The organism is Stenotrophomonas sp., from assembly GCF_050737575.1.
GTDB lineage: Bacteria > Pseudomonadota > Gammaproteobacteria > Xanthomonadales > Xanthomonadaceae > Stenotrophomonas.
Genome location: NZ_JBOHXW010000008.1, coordinates 47,081 through 63,350, shown reverse-complemented (window position 1 = coordinate 63,350; position 16,270 = coordinate 47,081). Strand labels below are relative to the sequence as shown.

Here is a 16,270-nt window from a genome sequence, read left to right as displayed (position 1 = left end):
GTGAGTGCCTCGGGAGGGTTCGAAAAGTGAACCCAAAGCCCTAGGCTGGTTCCGATAGTACTTGCGACTGCAAATAAATTAAAGATTGGTTAATGATTGGTGTGATTTCTATGAAAATCGGCAAAGTGTTGATTTGGAAGGCAGAAATGCAAAACGCCCCGTAAGGGGCGTTTTTAAGAACGTAGTTTGTAATTTTGGTTACAGATCCTGCTCGTACCGGACGTACGGAATTGCGCCGTCGTCGTTGCTCTCGTTGCGCGGGGAGAACGGGTTTTTGCCGCGGGTGATGACGTTTTCGGCGCCGACGGTCAGTTGGCCGCTCCACGGGGTACGCCAGGTGATGCCCAGGCCGAGACCTTCCCACTTGCTGCTGCCGGGGGCGTCGACGACGCGGCCGATGACGTTGGCGCTGAAGGGGCCGTAGCCGCCGCCGACGCTCAGGCTCTTGCTGTCCCATTGGTCAACGATGGCCGGCGAGGCGTCGCTGAGCGGAACCAGACGCGCCTTGGCGTAGGTGCCGCCGATGGACACGAAGCCTTCGCGGCCGATGTTCTTCTGGCCGAACACGGTCAGGTCGTTCTGCTCCATGCGCGCCGTGCCGGCTTTGTTGCCGCCGGCCAGCCATGCAGGAAGGGTGTCGCGGCCGGTGCCGGCGGTGAGGCCGACGCGTCCGCCGGGACGGTTGAATGCAGTGGTGGCGGAGATATGGCGGCCAACGCTGTCGTCGTCGTCATCGCCCAGGCTGGCGAGCATGCAGTGGCTGGCCAGCCCGCCGATGCTGGTGCCGCGGCTGCTGTTGCAGAGCAGGCCCAGCGAATCGCCGGATGACAGGCCGAAAGCGGCGTCCAGTGAGCTGCGACCGAAGTTCCAGCGGGCGCCGGCGCGTTGTTCGCCGGTCGGCTCCAGATAAAGGAGTGCTTCAACCTTGCCGCTGCCGCGGTTCCAGACCGGAAGCACGGTGCCGTCTGCCGACCTGGGCTTGCTCTGTGCATGCGCTGCCGTGACCGCGCTCAAGGCGATCATCAGGGCAAGCGGTAGGCGCAGGAAGGCGTTCATGGACTCAATCAGACCCAGTACGCGCCAGGAAGTTCCCGGCGCATGAGCGTTTGATCGTATGTCGTTTATGGTTTCTTAACAAGTCTTCGCCCTCCCCAGAACGCAACTCGCTGTAACCGTCACTGTAGCCGCTCGGGAGCGGGCTGATTGGCCGGTGTGGACGCAAACAATACGCCGAACTCAGTCAAAGGGAAGTGATATTCCTGACCGCAGAATTCGCAGCGGATGTCCACTTGGCCGGTGGCCTCGGCGGCCGCCCGGGCTTCGTCTTCGCCCAGTGACTGCAGCATCGAGCGCACCCGTTCGTGGGAGCAGGAGCAGCCGAAGCGCAGCGGCTTGTCGCCCATCAGTTCCGGGTGTTCTTCATGGAACAGGCGGTGCAGCAGCGCGTGGCCGGGCAGGGAGAGCAGTTCTTCGTGACCGAGCGTATCGAACAAGGCGCCGCTACGGACCCAGCCATCGTCGTCGCCGGCATCGCCGGGCAGCTTCTGCAGCAGCAGGCCGGCGGCGTGCTCGCCGTCGCTGGTCAACAGCAAACGGGTCGGGAGCTGTTCGGAATGACGGAAATAGTCCTCAAACGCCTCGTCCAGGCTGTCGCCGGTGAGGCTGACCAGGCTCTGGTAGCGCTGCGGTTCGCGCGGGTCCAGGCCGGGGTTTTCGATGGTGATGGCCAGCAGGGTGCCTTCGCCCAGTTCCTGCAGGGTCGGCGGGGCATCTTCGCCATCGGCCAGCTGCACGATGCCGCGCAGGGTGCCGGCCGACGTGCATTCGGTGAACAGCGTCCGTAGCGAGGAGCTGCTGCGCAGCTGGATCGACAGGCGGCCGTCGACCTTGGTGTGGCCGGTGAACAGTGCCGAGGCAACCGTGGCTTCGCCGAGCAGGCGCGTGGCCGAGGCGGGGTAGTTGCCGTGGGACAGGATTTCGCGCCAGCTTTCGCTCAAACGGACATGAACGCCGCGCACGCCGGCGTCGGGCAGGAGGAAGCGAACGAGAAGGTCGGAGGTATCGGTCATGAGCGGCATCTGCGCGAGGTGGGGCCGGTGCCGGATAATGCGCCGGACAGTGGAAGGTGCAAGGTGAACATCAATGGGGGCGGAGCAGGTCAAGCTCAAGGCGGAGCCGGCGGTCAATTCAGGCCGCAAGCGTGGCGGATGGCGGTTGTTGTTGTGGGTGCCGGTGCTGCTGGTGATCGCCAGTGTGCTGCAGGTGATCGTGCTGCGTTTCGTGGACCCGGTGTTTTCCACGGTGATGGTGTTCCGCCAGCTGGAGGCGTGGGGCGAGGGCGACTGGAGGTTCCGCATTCATTACCAATGGCGGGATCTGGATGAAATGGCGCCGAGCGTGCCGATTTCGCTGGTGGCGGCGGAGGATCAGCGCTTCCCCGAGCACAATGGTTTCGACCTGAAAGCCATCGAAAAGGCGCGCAAGCACAACGCCGATGGTGGGCGCCTGCGCGGCGCCAGTACCATCAGCCAGCAGACTGCGAAGAACGTGTTTCTGTGGCAGGGCCGGAGTTGGCTGCGCAAGGGGTTGGAGGCCTGGTACACGGTGCTGATCGAAACGTTCTGGTCCAAGCGGCGGATTCTGGAGGTGTACGCCAACGTGGCCGAATTTGGTGACGGTGTGTATGGCGTGCAGGCTGCCGCACAGCAGTACTGGCATAAAGATGCCGCCAAACTCACGCCGGCCGAGAGCGCGCGGCTGGCGGCGGTACTGCCGTCGCCGCGTCGTTACAGCGCGGCCAAGCCGGGGCCGTATGTGCAACGTCGTGCGACGTGGATCCAGCGGCAGGCCCGTCAGCTGGGCGGTGCCGGGTATATCGACGATGCGGACTGAGCCCGGGTGCCTGCGTAGAATTGGCCCATGAATGAATGCGAACGTTTAACCCTTGTCATCACCGCCTTCAACGAGCAGGACGCGTTGCCGTTGCTGCATCCGCGCCTGTGCGCGCAGTTGGATGCCTTGGCCGATGTGGATGGCCGCATTCTGTATGTGGACGATGGCAGCAGTGATGCCAGCTGGGCGGTGATGCAGCAGTTGGCGGCGGGCGATCCGCGTGTTTCCGCGCTGCGTTTGTCACGCAACTTCGGCAAGGAAGCTGCGCTGACCGCTGGCCTGGATTTTGTCGAAGAAGGTGCGGCGATCATGCTCGACGCCGATGGTCAGGATCCGCCGGAACTGGTGCCGCAGTTTGTGGCGTTGTGGCGGCAGGGCTATGACGATGTGTATGGCTTGCGCATGGAGCGCGATGGCGATGGTTGGCTCAAGCGCGCTACCGCGTCGGTGTTCTATCGGGTGATCGGGCGGTTGTCGAAAACCCCCATTCCTGCCGACGCCGGTGACTTCCGCCTGCTGTCGCCTCGCGCGCTCGACGGGTTGCGGCAACTGCGTGAACGCCAGCGCTTCATGAAAGGCTTGTTCGGCTGGGTGGGGCACCGCCGTGTGGCGCTGCCTTACAAGCGCGAGCGGCGTGTGGCCGGGCGCAGCAAGTTTGGCTTCTGGAAGTTGTGGAACTTCGCGCTGGAAGGCATCACCAGCTTCTCCACCGCGCCGCTGCGTGCGGCGACGTATCTGGGATTGTTCACCGCAGCGGGCGCGTTCGCGTTTGGCGCGTGGGTGGTGTGCAAGGCAGCATTTTACGGCGACCGCGTGGCCGGCTGGCCGACGATGATGGCGGCGATTCTGTTCCTGGGCGGCGTGCAATTGATTGCGCTGGGGCTGATTGGCGAGTACCTGGGGCGGCTGTACATGGAGGCCAAGCAGCGGCCGCTGTACCTGGTCGACACCTGGTTGCCAGCGAACGTGGCAGTATCTGCCCCATCCGCCAGCGCAGGAGAACGCAATGCACACCGTTCGACAGTTGCTTGGGGCCAAGTCCCCTGAGATTCATGCGGTAACACCGGATGCAGCGGTGGTACAGGCCATCCGGCTGATGGCTGAAAAAGGTATCGGTGCGGTACTGGTGATGGAAGGCCCGCATCTGGTCGGCATCCTTTCCGAGCGCGATTACGCGCGCAAGATCGTGCTCAAGGACCGCTCCTCGGCGACCACGGCAGTGCGCGAGATCATGACCTCCGAACTGGTCACCGTGGCGCCCACGGTCACGGTCGAGCAATGCCTTGAATTGGTAACCAATCGCCGCATCCGCCACCTGCCGGTAGTCGATGGCGATGAAGTGGTGGGTGTGATTTCTATCGGCGACCTGGTCAAGGCCGTGATCGAGCAGCAGCGCCTTGAGCTGGGGCAGCTGCAGCAATACATCACCGGTACCTGAGCCGCCACGTGCGGCGGTGCTACTTGGCGTAGCGGCCGCCGCAGTCGACATCCTTGCCTGGGCCGGTTTCCAGCGTGGCCAGCAATGCGGCTGGCGGTGTGATGCTGGCAAGCGTCAGCGCGATCGCACCGCGTATGCCCAGCGCCTTGAAGTCGGGACGGAATGACGGGTCCTTGAAGCTGCCGCCGATGCGCAGCGGCGAGCGCAGCGCGAGGATGCTGATGTCCTTCGGGCGTGGGCGCAGCAGCAGATCCAGTTGTTCCTGTTTGAGGCTGACCGTGCCTTCGCCCAGCACCAGTGTATCGGTGGTGTCGAAGGCCATCGCGCGGGTACGCATCAGCCCGTCGCGCACGCCGAAATCAGCGAAGGCGCAGCGCAGTGGAATCTGGCGATCGCCGGTGAACAGGAACTTCACCGATTCGGCGACGTCCAGGCCGGCCAGCTCCATCAGCAGGTTGCCGATGTGTCCGCGCCCCATGCCGAGGGACACGTCACCATCGCTGCCGCCGAGCATGGCGGCGATTGAATTGCCGTTGCCGCTCAAGCGGACTTCGCCGCTGATGCCGCCGGATGCCTGTTCGGCCAGTTTTGCGTCGGGGAACAACTGGCCGAGTTGAACCTTGCGCAGGCTGGTATTCAATGTGGTGGCGATCTGCGGGCGGCGAGCGTCCATCCGAATGGTGCTGCGGATGTTGCCGCCGGCGACGCCGAAATCCAGCGGCTCCAACCGCAGTAAACCGTCGTCGAGCTTGAGGTGCGCATCCATGTCGTCCAGCGGCAGTGACGGTGCGTTGATGCGTTGTGCTTTCCAGCGCACATCGGCATCCATTGCGCGCAACTTGCTCAGGTCGTACGCCTTGTCCGGCAACACGGTGGCTTTGGCCGCGAGCTGCGCGGCTTGGGCTTTCTGCTGGGCGTTGGCCGATTCTGTGCCGCCCGTCTTGGGTGGCGCACCGATGAAGCCGGCAAGGTCATCAAAATCCAAGCGGCGCGAAAGCAGGTTGGCAGTCAGTCGCGGTCGTTCGTCGGCCACATCAATCTGCATGTCGCCGGACAGATCGCTGTCGCCAACGCGGCCGCTGAATTTCTCGTAATGCCAGATCTGGTGATCGCGTTTGAGCTGGCCGTCCAGTTGATACGGTGGCGAGGACGGAATGGCGAGTCCGATCAGCGGATACAGGTCTTCCAGGTCTTGGCCGGTGAGGCGGAAGTGCAGGTCGAAAACCTGCAGTTGGAATGGATTGGTCAGCGTGCCGCTGGCGATGGCGCGGGTGGCACCGGCACGGGCGTCGAGATGGATGTGGAACGGCGAATCACTGTTGCTGAGTTCCAGTGGCGATTCGGTATCGCCGCGCAATGTGAAGTTGGCGCCGCGCCAATGCCCTTTGCCCTCCACCAGAATCGGTGGCGCGGTGTCGGCCTGTTTGGGCTTGCCGCTTTGTACGTGCAGCCGTACATCGGTGCGGCCGGCTTCATCCAGGAACTGCAGCGTGCCGTCGTCGATGCGCAGGCGTTTGAGCTGCGGCGATTTGCCGCCACCCCCACCGAGGAAGTCCCAGTTGCCGGGTTGATCCTTGCTGGGGTTGGTCTGCAGCAGCACGTCCGGGCGGGTCAGTCGCACTTCGGGCAGCTGCACGCTGGCGCGAAGCAGCGGCCACAGGCGGATGTCGATCTCCACGCGTTCGGCGCGGGCCATCTGCGCTTGCTTGGCCCAACTGGCGTTGGCGAAGGTAAGCGCGTCGGCGCGCACGGTGGTGGTGTTGCCGAGGTCGACATCGAGGTTGCCGATGTGCAGGGCGCGACCGGTGCGGGCCTGTACCGCGCGCTCGAGCGGGCCTTTGAACCAGTTCCAATCCCACAACAGGATCAGCGCGATGATCGCGGCGACCAGCAAAGTCAGAACAGCGAACCAACGCTGACCACGTTTGCCAGGGCGTTTGAAGCGCCAGCGCGACGCGCGTGGCGTGGCGGGTACAGAAGAAATATTCACGCGCCCATGGTTGCCTGCCGGTAGTGCAGGGAGCGCGAAGTGTTCATTGGCGTGATGTGCAGGTTCCGTTGCCGGAGTGTGTTGCTGCAGATGCGAAAACGGCGGCCTTGGCCGCCGTCGCGTTGCGGATTCAGAGGATCTGCGCAGTCACCGAGACGAAGTGACAGACGCTGCCGGCGATCACGAACAAATGCCAGATCGCATGCGAATACGGCAGTTGTTCGCGGTGATAGAACACCGTGCCCAGCGTGTAGAAGAAGCCGCCGGCAAACAGCCAGCCGATGGTCCACGCATCCAGCGAATTCCACATCGGCTTGATTGCCACCAGCACCAACCAACCCATCGCGATGTAGATGGCGGTGGAGAGTTTCTTGAAGCGGCCGGTGTAGAACAGCTTGAACACGACGCCGAACAGCGCCAGCGCCCAGATGCCCGCAAACATGCCCCAGCCCCACGGCCCACGCAGGCCGATCAGGGTGAACGGCGTGTAGGTGCCGGCAATCAATATGTAGATCGCGCAGTGGTCGAAAATCTTCAGCCGACCTTTGGCCACCGGATGCTGGATGGCGTGGTACAGCGTGGAGGCGGTGTAGAGCAGCAACAGCGCCACGCCGAAGACGATGGCACTGGCCAGTTGCCAGCCATCGCCGTAGATCGCTGCAAGGGTGATCAGCACGGCGCCAGCGGCCAGTGCGGTGACAGCGCCCAGACCGTGGGTGAGGGCGCTGGCGAGTTCTTCCCGGATGGAAGCAGTAGCAGTCATGTAGAAGATGCCACGGGCTGGGGGTGCCCGGTGGCGCCTATTAAAGCAGGGAATCGGGAGCGGGGAACAGGGAGCGAGGGCGCAGCGCGGTGTCTGCCATTCCCTGTTCCCGATTCCCCGATCCCTGCTTTCAGGACACCGAAACCGTATGCGCGGCTTCGCGGGTGGCCGAGAAACGCACATCCGGTGCGCGTTCCTGCGCCAGCTGCAGGTTGACGCGGGTTGGCGCCAGGTACACGAGGTGGCCTGCGGCGTCGATGCTGAGATTGCTGGCGTTCTTTTCGCGGAACTCCTCCAGCTTCTTGGCGTTGTCGCAGCTGATCCAGCGCGCGGTGGTCACCGTCACCGGCTCGAATACCGCTTCCACGCCGTATTCGTCCTTCAGGCGATACGCGGCCACGTCGAACTGCAGCACACCCACTGCGCCCAGGATCAGGTCGTTGCTCATCAGCGGGCGGAAGAACTGGGTGGCGCCTTCTTCCGACAACTGCGCCAGGCCCTTCTGCAGCTGCTTGAGCTTGAGCGGATCGCGCAGGCGCGCGCGGCGGAACAGTTCCGGTGCGAAGTTGGGGATGCCGGTGAAGGTGACCGCCTCGCCTTCGGTGAAGGTGTCGCCGATGGAGATGGTGCCGTGGTTGTGGATGCCGATGACATCGCCCGGCCAGGCTTCAGCGGCGATTTCACGGTCGCTGGCCATGAAGGTCAGCGCGTTGGCCAGCTTCATTTCCTTGCCCGTGCGGACGTGGAAGGTCTTCATGCCGGCCGTGAACTTGCCCGAACACACACGCATGAACGCCACGCGGTCACGATGCTGCGGATCCATGTTGGCCTGGATCTTGAAAACGAAGCCGGTGAGCTTGTTTTCCTGCGGTGCGATCACGCGGCCGGTGGTGGCGCGCGGCTGTGGTGCCGGCGCGTGCTCGACGAAGAAGTCCAGCAGCGGCTGCACGCCGAAGTTGTTCACACCCGAGCCGAAGAACACCGGAGTCTGCACGCCGCGCAGGTAGGCGTCCTTGTCGAATGCATGGCTGGCGCCCTGCACCAGTTCCAGTTCTTCGCGCAGGTCGGCCAGCATTTTCTCGCCGATCTTCTCAGCCAGACCGGGCGAGTCGATGGACGGGAAGATGGTGGAATCCTGACGGGTGAAATTGCGGCCGACTTCGTACAGATGCACTTCACCGGTGAGCAGATGCACCACGCCCTTCAGGCGCTGGCCCATGCCGATCGGCCAGGTCACCGGGGCGCACTGGATGCCGAGCACGGTTTCCACTTCATCCAGCAGATCGATCGGCTCCTTGCCCTCGCGGTCGAGCTTGTTGATGAAGGTCATGATCGGCGTGTCGCGCAGGCGGCAGACCTCCATCAGCTTGATGGTGCGTTCCTCGACGCCCTTGGCCACGTCGATGACCATCAGCGCCGAGTCCACTGCGGTCAGCACGCGGTAGGTGTCTTCACCGAAGTCGGCATGGCCGGGGGTGTCGAGCAGGTTGATGATCTTGTCTTCGTACGGGAACTGCATCACCGATGAAGTGACCGAGATGCCGCGCTCTTTTTCCAGCGCCATCCAGTCGGAGGTAGCGTGCTTGCTGGTCTTGCGCGACTTCACCGAGCCGGCCATCTGGATCGCACCGCCGAACAGCAACAGCTTTTCGGTCAGCGTGGTCTTGCCGGCGTCAGGGTGGGAAATGATGGCGAAGGTGCGGCGGCGCGCGGCTTCGGAGGCGACTTCGGACATGGCAGGCGCGCCCGCCCGGGCGCATCAGGAAACGAATGAACCGGCGATTATACCTGCCGACCCGCCGCTGCCGCATAAGCGAGTCTGGCCGCCCCGTTCAGTTCTGCAGCCAGGGGTGGGGGCGCTTTTCCAGCCGACGGCGGGCCATTGCCGACGCCAGCGCTCCGGCCAGCAGGGCGCAGGACCACAGCGGCAGGAGCGAGGAGGGTGTTTTCAAGGGCATGGCGCTGATGACCATTGCGATGGGCAGCAGCACCATCAACGTCACCAACGCGGCACGGCCGAGGCGACTTTGCAGTGCGAACAGGATGGCCGCATGCAGCCACATCAGGCTGGCCGTGCAGCACCACAGCAGCAGAAGCAGGTAGTGATGGTCTGCGCCGAGCAGGATGGCGGTGGCTGCCATGATCGCCAGCGCTGGCAAGGCACGCAGCAACATCTGCCGCGTCAGCAGGCCGGCCAAGGCCGTTGCGGGGCGGCGCGGAAGACCGGGCAGCAACGCGGGTTCATGCAGCCCAATCGGCGGGAGCCGCAGCAACGAGTACAGGCGCATTACCGGGGGAAAGGCGGCGACAACCACCAGTAGCGGCGTAAAGAACAGCGCCGTGACGGCGATCTCGGAACGGTTCAACAGCAACCACAGCACCGCCACGGCGATGATGGGGAGTTGCGCGGCCAGTACACTTTTTACGGTGCTTTGCCCGAACCCCGGACCTAGCGCAATGGCCAGGGCTTTGTCGGGATGCTGGGCGAGGTCGTGGCTGACTGGTATGTCGATAGCGAAGAATGTGCTTTCAGGAATCTGTGCTGGCTTGCCCCAAAGTCCCTGATCGTTTCGCAGGGTGACGAGTGCCAATGGGGTGGACCACGGATGCGTTCCGGGATTTCGCAGCATCAACCGCCAGCACCCTGCATTGGCTAACAGCAGGACCACAGCCAACACCGATAAGAGGAGTGCGGGCGTGCTGCCGAGGCGTTCCCATTCGCGCTGCAAGGGCGCTTCAAACTGGGCCAGCACCGCGCCCAGCGCAAAGAACGCCCACATCATCCACGGCGGCATGCTGGTCCAGAACACGCCCAGTAGCAGGCCAACCGCCGGCACCAATAGGTTGAGCGCAAATCCCGGGCTACCCGCTGCAGTGAGCAGCATGGCGGGCAGCACCACACTCAGCAGCAGCACTGCCAGACCAAGCCGCAGGGCTTGGTGGCCGGCGTTGGGGAGCTGTAGTCGCCGGGCCTGCAGCGTGAGCCCGGTCAGGCGGCTGGTGGACAGCATTGCCCAGCACATGACCAGCACCGCAGTGAGCACGGGTGCCAGGTTGATGGCGTTGTCGCGGCTGTCGTCCCAGCGCGGAACGGTGATGGCCAGCAGCCATGCGGCTACCAGTAGCAGGTTGGTCCAGCTGCCGGCGGCCAACACGCTGCGCAGGGTGATCAGCGCGGAGGCCGACAGCGAAAGGCGATGGATGGCTGCGTTCACTCGGCCACCTCGACGAACAGGTCTTCCAGATTCAGATGGTCAGCGCGAATGCCTTCCAACTGCAGCAGTTCGTTCGGAACGCTTTGCTGTTCGGCGAGCAGACGCAGACTTCCGTCAGTAAGTGTGCTGCGAACCAGTTCACCAGGCAGGCGGCTTGGCAGTTGCGCAACGTGGGCGGCCGGAATGATCAGGCGGATGACCCGACCTTTAAGTTCATCCAGCGGCTGGTTGAGCAGAATTTTGCCTTCGTGCAGGAAGGCAACCTGCGAGGCAATGCGCTCCAGGTCACTGATGATGTGGCTGGAAAACAGCACGGTGGCTTCGTTGTCGATGGCCTGCTCGACGATGTCGCGCATCAATTCGCGGCGGGCGACCGGGTCCAGCGCTGAGGCCGGTTCATCCAGCACCAGCAAGCGCGGGCGCGGCGCGAGGGCGCGGATCAGGGCCAGCCGTTGAACTTGCCCGGGCGAAAGTTTGGAGATGACGCGGGCCGGATCCAGTTCCCAGCGTTTGAGCAGGGAGTCGGCATAAGCACGATCCCAGCTTGGGTACAGCTGGCTCAGGTAGGCGAACAGTTGGCCCACTTTCATCCAGGAGAACGACTGCGGCTGCTGCGGCACGTAGACCAACCGCGCCTTGCGCGCATCGTCCAGGGCAAGGGCCGGCGCGCCCATCACCCACGCCTGGCCGGATTGCGGTTGCATCAGGCCCAGCAGACAGCTGATCAAGCTGCTCTTGCCGGCGCCATTGCGACCGATCAGCCCCAACACCTGCCCGCGCGGCAGTTGCAGGCTGACATCGCGCAGCACTTCATGGCGGCCATAGCGCAGCTGCAGGTTATCTGCGCGCAAAGGCAGCGCCAGATCCAACTCGGCGCCGAAGGTGGGGGCGGGTACGGCCAATGCATTCATGTCGATTCCTTTTCGAGCAGTTGTTGCAGCCGCGCCAACACGCGGTCGGCAGGGAGTTCCAGTTCGTGGCAATGACGGGCGAGTTCCTGCAGCAGCGGTTCGGCGAGTTGCAGGCGCTGCTTGAGGCTGTCGCTTCCTGCATTGCCGGCCGCCACGACCATGCCTTTGCCGCGCAGGCGTTCCAGCACGCCTTCGGCTTCCAGCTGGCTGTATGCGCGGGAGACCGTCATCGGGTTGATCGCATGTGCCGAGGCCACTTCTCGCACCGATGGCAAGGCATCGCCGGCCTGCAATTGCCCGGCGCTGACCAGCCGCCGCAGTTGTTCGGCGATCTGCCGATAAATGGGCTCGGCCGCCTGCGGTGAGATATGAAGTGCTCTTGCGTCCATGTGTATTAATACATCAATACACTTGGGTGATGTCAAGCGCCTGAGCGGGAGGTCATCGTTCTGGACAGCGCTGATCGCGGTGCTTGGGTGCCGCCGTTGAGTCGGATTCGACGCTGAACGTCAGGGTGTTTCCCGGGCGAACTGCAGCTCACCGCGTTCACTGCGCATGCGGAAGCGCAGTGAGGTCAGGGCCAGGCCGGTGTTGACCTGCACCGCGAAGTGCAGGTGTGGGCCGGTGCTTTGGCCGGTGTTGCCCGAGGCGGCGAGGGCTTGCCCGGTTTCCACGGTTTGGCCCGGGCGTACCTGCAGACTGCCGGCTTGGAGATGCGCGTACAGCGCCATGCTGCCGTCGCTGTGCAGCACGCGCACCAGACAACCGAGGTCGGGCGCGTTCTCCACTATCTGCATGACCTTGCCCGCGCGCGCTGCCAACACAGGCGTGCTTTCGGCCAGGGGGAAATCGACCGCATGCAGGTTCTGCGCGTCGGTGTGGCTGTAACGCCCGCCGAAGGCCTGGCTGACGCGGACCTGCTGGCTGCGGAAGGGCAGTTGGTACAGATGATTGTCCGGACGGGCGGCGGGGTCACCCGGGAAGGCATCGAGCAACAGCTGTGAGCGGCCGCCATCGGCGGGCAGCCAGAGCAGCGTGCGCTGTTCGTACGGCATCAGCACCGTCGGGGACGGTGGGGTTTCCTGCAGCGCCGCACTTTGACCGTGCAGACGCACCTGGACCGGGCCGGCCAACAGATTGGTGGCGATGGCGGCATGGCCACCGGCGCGCGGTTGCAGATTCAGCTTGGCGAAGGCAGCGCTGGTGGGCGCGCGCGCTGTCGCGGCGCTGTTCAGCCCCCAGCTTTGCCGCCAGCGGCTGCTGGGCGCGGCATCGGTGACGGCCGGGGCCGCGAGCATTGCGGAAAACAGCAATAAGGAAAGGGTGCGCACGGCGGCTACGGTGACATGACTGGGGAGCGATTGTGCCTGTTTGGTTGCGTTTGCAATTGTTATATCGCTTTATCCGAATAAAGCGATTGACATCGGAAAAGGGCGCTGGCATCGTAGCGCCACCATCGAGACCGGCAGAGGGACAGGCCCTTTGAAGCCGGGGCAACCAGCAGACGCGCAAGCGCCTGTGTTTGGTGCCAAATCCTGCGGGGACCATGTGTCCGCCGAAAAGATGGTTCGTTACGTGCATCGCACGGCGAACACGGGCTCCGCGAAGCTCGATGGCTGCTCCTTATCGGGATACCGCCATGAGTTTCGCCACTGCAATTGCCGCCCAGGAATTTCCTGCTGCTTCCTTCGTCAGCGCCGAGCGCGCGATCACTGCTGTGCGCGGTGAAGTGGAAGTGCGGCTGGCGATGCGTCACGCAGGACAGCGGCTGCTGCGCCTGCGCTATGAACTGGTCGGCGCGGCCGGCTTGCCGGTGGTGCTGGTGGCCGGCGGTATTTCCGCACACCGTCATATCGCGTCCAACAGCGGCTTTGCCGAGAAAGGCTGGGCCGAAGGCTTGGTGGGCGCCGGTCGCGCGCTGGATCCGCAGCACCGCCGCCTGCTCGGCTTTGATTTCATCGGCGCCGATGGTGAGCTTGACGAGCCGATCGACACCGCCGATCAGGCCGACGCCATTGCTGCCTTGTTGGACGCGCTGCATATCGAGCAGCTGCAGGGCTTTGTCGGCTATTCCTACGGTGCGTTGGTGGGCCAGCAACTGGCACTGCGTCACCCGCAACGTGTGGCCAAGTTGATTGCGGTCAGCGGCGCACATCGTCCGCATCCCTATGCGTCGGCATGGCGCGCGCTGCAGCGCCGTGCGGTGGCGCTGGGCCAGCTGCAATGTGCTGAAGCGCATGGGCTGGCCTTGGCGCGGCAGTTCGCGATGCTCAGCTATCGCACGCCGGAAGAGTTCGGCGAACGCTTCGACGCGGCGCCGGAAGTGGTCAACGGCCGCGTGCGCGTGGCGGCTGAAGATTATCTCGACGCGGCCGGCGCGCAGTACGTCGCCCGCACCCGCGTCAACGCTTATCTGCGTCTGTCCGAATCCATCGACCTGCACCGCGTCGATCCTGCTGCCATCAACGTACCGACGTTGGTGGTCGCGGTGGAAGGCGACCGGTTGGTGCCGCTGTCCGACCTTGTTTCGCTGGTTGAAGGCCTGGGCCAGCGCGGCAGCCTGCGCGTACTGCGCTCGCCTTACGGCCACGACGCTTTTTTGAAAGAAACCGATCGCATCGACGCAATTCTTGCCAACGCCCTTCGTCTGCCTGGAGAAACTGTATGAGCCTGTCCCACACTTCCGATATCTCCTGCAGCCGCGCCACGGCGGCGGTGCGTGCCGGCATTGATCGCGATACCGCCTACGGCGCGGTGACGCCGCCGATCGTGTTGTCGTCGAATTTCAGCTTCGACGGCTTCGGCAACAAGCGCCAATACGACTACACCCGCAGCGGCAATCCCACCCGCGATCTGCTGGGCGAAGCGCTGGCGGAACTGGAAGGCGGCGCCGGTGGCGTGATCACCGCGACCGGTATGGGCGCGATCAACCTGGTGCTCAACGCGCTGCTGGAGCCGGGTGATCGCCTGGTGGTGCCGCACGATGCCTACGGCGGCAGCTGGCGCCTGTTCAACGCGCTGGCGACCAAGGGCCACTTCGAGCTGATCACCGCCGATCTGACCGACCCGCGCTCGCTGGCCGACGCGCTCGCACAGCAGCCGAAGCTGGTGTTGATCGAAACCCCGTCCAACCCGCTGCTGCGTATCACCGACCTGCGTTTCGTTATCGACGCCGCACACAAGGCCGGCGCCAAAGTGGTGGTGGACAACACCTTCCTGTCGCCTGCGTTGCAGACGCCGATTGCCTTCGGCGCTGACGTGGTGCTGCACTCGACCACCAAGTACGTCAACGGTCACAGCGATGTGGTCGGCGGTGCGGTGATCGCACGTGATGCCGAGGTGCACCAGCAACTGGTGTGGTGGGCCAACGCGCTGGGCCTGACCGGCTCGCCGTTCGATGCATTCCTGACCCTGCGCGGCCTGCGCACGCTGGATGCTCGCCTGCGTGTGCACCAGGAAAACACGCAGGTGCTGGTTGACCTGCTGGCTACCAGCGACGTGGTGAGCAATGTCTATTACCCGGGACTGGAATCGCATCCGGGCCATGCGGTGGCCGCGCGCCAGCAAAAGGGTTTTGGCGCGATGCTGTCCTTCGAGCTGGTGCCGAGCGAAGGCGACGATCCGCATGCGGTCGTGCGCGCCTTCCTGGAGGGCCTGAACTACTTCACGCTGGCCGAATCGCTGGGCGGCGTGGAAAGCCTGGTCGCGCATCCGGCCACCATGACGCACGCGGCAATGACCGCTGATGCGCGTGCCAAGGCCGGTATCAACGATGGTCTGCTGCGCATTTCGGTGGGTATCGAATCCAGCGAGGATTTGCTGGCCGATCTGCAGGCCGGGCTTGCCCGCGCTGCACAGGCAGTGGCTGACATTCAGGCCGACAACGCCAAATGTAAAAAATCGGTGGATGCATGAGCGCTCAACTGCGTCCGCTGGAAGCTCCGCAGGCTCGTTTGGTATTGCTGGGCACCGGCACGGTCGGTTCGGCCTTTGTCGCGCGCTATCAGGCGCTGCAACAGCGGCAGCTGTCATTGCCGGCGCTGCAGGTGGTGGCCAATTCGCGTATCGCATTGGCCTGTGACAACGCACCGGATGCCGCGCTGTCGGCCGCGCGCAGTGCGCTGCCGCGTGTCGGTGAGCCGGTGCATCGGCAGGAAGTCGGGCGTTTGAGCGTCGGCGATATCGTGGTGGATGCCACCGCCAGCGAGGACGTTGCGGCCGATCATGCGCATTGGCTGGGGCAGGGTATTCATGTCGTCACCGCCAACAAGCTGGGCAATGGCACCGCGTTGTCGCGTGCGCGCGGCATTGGCGATGCGGCCACTGCCGGCAATGCGCGTTATGGCGATGCGGCGACGGTCGGCGCGGGCTTGCCGCTGTTGCGCAGCATCCGCGCGCTGGTCGCCGGCGGCGACCATGTGCAGGCCATCGAAGGCGTGTTGTCCGGTTCGCTGGCGTGGTTGTTTGATCGTTTCGACGGCAGCACGCCGTTCTCCGCTTGCGTGCGTGAAGCGGCCGCGGCCGGCTACACCGAGCCGGACCCGCGCATTGATCTGTCCGGTGAGGATGTACGCCGCAAGTTGCTGATCCTGGCCCGCGCGGCAGGCGTGGCGCTGGAAGCGGATCAGGTGCAGGTGGAATCGCTGGTGCCGCCGGCATTGGCCGCGTTGTCAGCCGATGACGTAGGCGCTGCGCTGGAGCTGCTGGATGCACCGTTGCAGGCGCGTGTTTTACAAGCGCGCGAGCAGGGTTTGAAGTTGTGTTTTGTCGGCCGCCTCGATGCGCAGGGTGCAAGCGTCGGCCTGCGCGCATTGCCGGCCGATCACCCGCTTGCAGGCGGGCGCGGAACCGACAATCGCGTGGCGATCCACAGTGATCGTTACTGCACGCAGCCGTTGTTGATTCAGGGCCCGGGCGCGGGTGCGGAAGTGACCGCTGCCGCGTTGCTGGATGACGTGTTGAGCATCGTCAATCGCTGAGCGGCTGTGGTGTGCGTGCTGGTGCAGGGGCGGCTTCAGCCGCGAAGCTGATGGCGCATCGGATGGCAGAACCAACCGATCG

The 16,270-nt window shown here is 64.2% G+C and carries 15 protein-coding genes and 1 riboswitch; of the genes, 6 read left to right on the top strand and 9 right to left on the bottom strand.

What is annotated here, in order from left to right:
* Positions 1-198: 198 nt before the first annotated feature.
* Entirely contained in the window at positions 199-1,023 is an 825-nt protein-coding gene (locus ACREP4_RS14885) for a hypothetical protein (protein ID WP_431597059.1), read from the bottom strand.
* 152 nt (positions 1,024-1,175) lie between these two features.
* Positions 1,176-2,069, bottom strand: coding sequence for an Hsp33 family molecular chaperone HslO (locus tag ACREP4_RS14880; protein ID WP_431596974.1), 894 nt, complete (start codon positions 2,067-2,069; stop codon positions 1,176-1,178).
* 73 nt (positions 2,070-2,142) lie between these two features.
* Here ACREP4_RS14880 and mtgA point away from each other — a divergent pair, with 73 nt between their 5' ends.
* Genes mtgA through ACREP4_RS14865 form a run of 3 tightly spaced genes read left to right on the top strand, consistent with a single transcriptional unit; the run spans position 2,143 to position 4,330 of the window.
* Entirely contained in the window at positions 2,143-2,892 is a 750-nt protein-coding gene (mtgA, locus tag ACREP4_RS14875) for a monofunctional biosynthetic peptidoglycan transglycosylase (protein WP_431596973.1), read from the top strand.
* Positions 2,893-2,919: 27 nt separating this feature from the next.
* Positions 2,920-3,939, top strand: coding sequence for a glycosyltransferase family 2 protein (locus ACREP4_RS14870; RefSeq protein WP_431596972.1), 1,020 nt, complete (start codon positions 2,920-2,922; stop codon positions 3,937-3,939).
* The gene (locus ACREP4_RS14865) at positions 3,899-4,330 is read left to right on the top strand and encodes a CBS domain-containing protein (protein ID WP_431596971.1); all 432 of its coding nucleotides are present in this window, start codon (positions 3,899-3,901) and stop codon (positions 4,328-4,330) included. Before ACREP4_RS14870 ends, ACREP4_RS14865 begins: the two co-directional genes overlap by 41 nt.
* A 19-nt stretch (positions 4,331-4,349) precedes the next feature.
* Here the strand turns inward: ACREP4_RS14865 and ACREP4_RS14860 are convergent, their stop codons facing one another.
* The 7 genes from ACREP4_RS14860 to ACREP4_RS14830 all read right to left on the bottom strand — a co-directional run bounded on the left by ACREP4_RS14860 (position 4,350) and on the right by ACREP4_RS14830 (position 12,507).
* Positions 4,350-6,314: an AsmA family protein gene (locus ACREP4_RS14860; protein WP_431597058.1), complete on the bottom strand. Its 1,965-nt coding sequence runs from the start codon at positions 6,312-6,314 to the stop codon at positions 4,350-4,352.
* Between the two features lie 136 nt (positions 6,315-6,450).
* Positions 6,451-7,083 carry a PAQR family membrane homeostasis protein TrhA gene (gene trhA, locus ACREP4_RS14855; protein ID WP_431596970.1) on the bottom strand — a complete coding sequence of 211 codons (633 nt, stop codon included), beginning with the start codon at positions 7,081-7,083 and terminating at the stop codon, positions 6,451-6,453.
* Between the two features lie 130 nt (positions 7,084-7,213).
* The gene (locus ACREP4_RS14850) at positions 7,214-8,818 is read right to left on the bottom strand and encodes a peptide chain release factor 3 (protein WP_431596969.1); all 1,605 of its coding nucleotides are present in this window, start codon (positions 8,816-8,818) and stop codon (positions 7,214-7,216) included.
* A 97-nt stretch (positions 8,819-8,915) separates the two neighbouring features.
* Positions 8,916-10,298, bottom strand: a complete 1,383-nt coding sequence (locus tag ACREP4_RS14845; RefSeq protein WP_431596968.1) for a hypothetical protein — start codon at positions 10,296-10,298, stop codon at positions 8,916-8,918.
* Entirely contained in the window at positions 10,295-11,209 is a 915-nt protein-coding gene (locus ACREP4_RS14840; protein ID WP_431596967.1) for an ABC transporter ATP-binding protein, read from the bottom strand. Before ACREP4_RS14840 ends, ACREP4_RS14845 begins: the two co-directional genes overlap by 4 nt.
* Positions 11,206-11,598, bottom strand: a complete 393-nt coding sequence (locus ACREP4_RS14835) for a GntR family transcriptional regulator (protein ID WP_431596966.1) — start codon at positions 11,596-11,598, stop codon at positions 11,206-11,208. The genes ACREP4_RS14840 and ACREP4_RS14835 overlap by 4 nt, the downstream gene beginning before the upstream one ends.
* A 120-nt stretch (positions 11,599-11,718) precedes the next feature.
* Positions 11,719-12,507, bottom strand: coding sequence for a M23 family metallopeptidase (locus ACREP4_RS14830; protein WP_431596965.1), 789 nt, complete (start codon positions 12,505-12,507; stop codon positions 11,719-11,721).
* Positions 12,508-12,659: 152 nt separating this feature from the next.
* Positions 12,660-12,779, top strand: a riboswitch (SAM riboswitch).
* A 69-nt stretch (positions 12,780-12,848) separates the two neighbouring features.
* Here ACREP4_RS14830 and metX point away from each other — a divergent pair.
* From metX to ACREP4_RS14815, 3 genes are read left to right on the top strand one after another with little or no spacing between them, the layout of a single operon-like run.
* The gene (gene metX / locus ACREP4_RS14825) at positions 12,849-13,877 is read left to right on the top strand and encodes a homoserine O-succinyltransferase MetX (RefSeq protein WP_431596964.1); all 1,029 of its coding nucleotides are present in this window, start codon (positions 12,849-12,851) and stop codon (positions 13,875-13,877) included.
* Positions 13,874-15,124: an O-succinylhomoserine (thiol)-lyase gene (locus ACREP4_RS14820; RefSeq protein WP_431596963.1), complete on the top strand. Its 1,251-nt coding sequence runs from the start codon at positions 13,874-13,876 to the stop codon at positions 15,122-15,124. The genes metX and ACREP4_RS14820 overlap by 4 nt, the downstream gene beginning before the upstream one ends.
* Complete coding sequence (locus tag ACREP4_RS14815) at positions 15,121-16,188, top strand: homoserine dehydrogenase (RefSeq protein WP_431596962.1); 1,068 nt, start codon at positions 15,121-15,123, stop codon at positions 16,186-16,188. The genes ACREP4_RS14820 and ACREP4_RS14815 overlap by 4 nt, the downstream gene beginning before the upstream one ends.
* The last annotated feature ends 82 nt before the right edge of the window (positions 16,189-16,270 follow it).